3 protein-coding genes are annotated in these 2,161 nt (G+C 74.1%); all 3 read left to right on the forward strand.

The features are described from left to right. The coding region (locus AB0C29_RS45035) for a glycosyltransferase family 9 protein (protein WP_360834036.1) at positions 1–292 on the forward strand (292 nt) is incomplete at its 5' end. Further along, the gene (locus AB0C29_RS45040) at positions 289–1,212 is read left to right on the forward strand and encodes a glycosyltransferase (protein ID WP_360834038.1); all 924 of its coding nucleotides are present in this window, start codon (positions 289–291) and stop codon (positions 1,210–1,212) included. The genes AB0C29_RS45035 and AB0C29_RS45040, both read left to right, overlap by 4 nt. Further along, positions 1,203–2,161 (forward strand): glycosyltransferase (locus tag AB0C29_RS45045; protein WP_360834040.1); only part of this gene is annotated, 959 nt, incomplete at its 3' end. The genes AB0C29_RS45040 and AB0C29_RS45045, both read left to right, overlap by 10 nt.

The following is a 2,161-nucleotide window of genomic DNA, read 5'->3' on the forward strand; positions in this document are numbered from 1 at the left end:
CGGGGCGTCCTGTGTGGTGGTCGGCAACACCGGCCCGGCCCACCTCGCCGCGGCCGTCGGCACCCCCGTCGTCAGCCTCTACGCCCCCACCGTCCCCTTCGGCCAGTGGGGCCCGTACCGGGTGCCCTACGTGCGCCTCGGCGATCCCGCCGCGGCCTGCCGCGACACCCGCGCCGCGGTCTGCCCCGTGCCCGGCCACCCGTGCCTGACCCGGATCGACCCGGCCGAGGTCGTCGCCGCCGTACGCCTGCTCGGTGTCCCCGTTCCCGTCATCAGTGAGGTAGCCGCGTGAACATCCTGCTCTGGCACGTGCACGGTTCCTGGACGACGTCGTTCGTCCAGGGCAAGCACCGCTACCTCGTACCCGTGAACGCCGCCCGCGACGAGTGGGGCCGCGGCCGGGCCCGCACCTTCGACTGGCCCGCCTCCGTCGAGGAGGTCGACCCGGCCGACGTGCGCGACGTGGACGTCGTCGTGCTGCAACGACCCGAGGAGCTCGACCGGGTCGCGCACCTGGACGTGCCGAAGATCTACGTCGAGCACAACACCCCCAAGGGCGACGTGCCGAACAGCCGGCACCCGATGGCCGACCGGGACGACCTGATCGTCGCCCACGTCACCCACTTCAACGACCTGTTCTGGGACGTCGGCGGCACCCGGACCACGGTGATCGAGCACGGCATCGTCGAGCCGGCCGCGCGCTGGACCGGCGAGCTGGACCGCTTCGCGGTGGTCACCAACGAGCCGGTACGCCGCAACCGGGTCACCGGCACCGACCTGATGCCGCGGTTCGCGGCGGTGGCCCCCCTGGACGTGTACGGCATGGGCGTCGCCGGCCTGCACCTGGACGGGGTCACCACGTACGACGACCCGCCGCAGGCCCGGATGCACGCCGAGATCGCCAAGCGGCGGGCGTACCTGCACCTGTGCCGGTGGACCTCGCTGGGGCTGAGCCTGATCGAGGCGATGCAGATCGGCATGCCGGTGCTCGCGCTGGCCACCACCGAGGCGATCGCCGCCGTCCCGGACGACGCCGGCGTCCTCGCCACCCGCGTCGACACGCTCGTCGACGCCGCCCACTGGCTGATCGAGGAGCCCGAGCAGGCCCGCCTGCTCGGCGCCCGGGCCCGCCAGGTGGCGCTGGCCCGCTACGGCCTGGACCGGTTCCTCGCCGACTGGGACCGCTTGCTGGAGGAGGAGACATGCGCATAGCGATGATCTCGGAGCACGCCAGCCCGCTCTCCGCCCTCGGCGGCGTGGACGCGGGCGGCCAGAACGCGCACGTCGCCGAACTCGCCGCCGCCCTGGTGGAACAGGGCCACGAGGTGCGGGTCTACACCCGCCGGGAGAGCCCGGACCAGCCCCGGGTCGTCCCGGCCAACGGCTTCCAGGTGGTACACGTGCCGGCCGGACCGGCCACTGTGCTGCCCAAGGACGACCTGCTGCCGTTCATGGGTGACTTCGCCGAGTGGATGGCCGCCGACTGGCGTGAGCACTGGCTGCCGGACGTCGCGCACGCGCACTTCTGGATGAGCGGGCTGGCCGCCGTGACCGCCGGACGGGCCTGCGACGTGCCGGTCGTGCAGACCTATCACGCGCTCGGCTCGGTCAAGCGCCGCCACCAGGGCGCCGCGGACACCAGCCCGGCGCACCGGGTGGCCTACGAGCGCCAGCTCGGCCGGGTCGTCGACCGGGTCGTCGTGCAGTGCCAGGACGAGATCCGCGAGCTGATCCGGCTGGGCGTGCCGCGCTCCCGGATGGCGCTGGTGCCCTCGGGCGTCAACACCGACCGGTTCCGCCCGGACGGCCCGGCCGAGCCGCGGGACCCGGACGTGCCGCGGATCATCACGGTGGGCCGCCTGGTCGAGCGCAAAGGGTACGAGGACCTGATCCGCGCGATGCCGGCCGTGCCCGGAGCCGAACTGGTCATCGTCGGTGGGCCGCCGGACGGCTCGGTCGACGACCACCCGTACGCCCGCAAGCTGCGCGCCCTCGCCGAGCGCAGCCGGGTCGGCCACCGGGTCCGGCTCGCCGGGGCCGTGGCCGCCGCCGACATGCCCCGTTGGTACCGCTCCGCGGACCTGCTCGCCGCCACCCCCTGGTACGAGCCCTTCGGCCTGACCCCGCTGGAGGCCATGGCCTGCGGGGTGCCCGTGGTCGC

The organism is Actinoplanes sp. NPDC048791 (assembly GCF_040650095.1).
Taxonomy (GTDB): Bacteria; Actinomycetota; Actinomycetes; order Mycobacteriales; family Micromonosporaceae; genus Actinoplanes.